Raw genomic sequence first — 639 nt, forward strand, 5'->3', positions numbered from 1 at the left:
GCCGCTGGATGACCGGCATCGTCTCGGTGATCGTCTCGCTGCTGCTCGCTGGCCTCGTCAAACTCATCTCGCCATGGATCGACGCCGACACGGTGGTGCCGCTCTATTTGGGCTGCCTGACACTGCCGGCCTTCGTCGTTGCCAACACGCAAGATGGTATCGCGCGCTCCCATGACTGGATGCGCCTCGGCCTGATGCCGCAATTCATCATCCGCCAGGCGCTCATCATCGGCTTCACCGCCGGCGCCTTCGCACTGGGCTTTAAGCTCGGTGCGACCATCGCGATGCTGGCCAGCGTCGCGGCAGTGTGGGTTGCGATGATCGGCCAGATGATCGTACTCAATCGCCGCCTCGCGGCGCATATCGAACCCGGCCCGAAGGCCTACGACTATCGTGGCTGGCTTGCGGTATCCCTGCCGATCCTGCTGGTCGAGAGCTTCTATCTGCTGCTGTCCTACACCGACGTGCTGGTGCTGCGGCAATTCGTCTCATCCGACGAAGTCGGTGTGTATTTCGCCGTCGTAAAAACCTTGGCGCTGGTGTCGTTCATTCACTATGCGATGTCGGCGACAACGGCGCATCGATTCACTGAATATCACGCGGCCGGCGACAAGGATCGCCTCGCCGCCTATGTAACGC

1 protein-coding gene is annotated in these 639 nt (G+C 61.5%); it reads left to right on the plus strand.

Annotated elements, in window-relative coordinates:
* Nucleotides 1-8 precede the first annotated feature (8 nt).
* Nucleotides 9-639, plus strand: a 631-nt coding sequence (locus tag AC1DU6_RS34500) for an MATE family efflux transporter (RefSeq protein ID WP_477862987.1), incomplete at its 3' end; no start/stop codon positions are given.

The organism is Roseateles sp. P5_B10 (assembly GCF_056400485.1).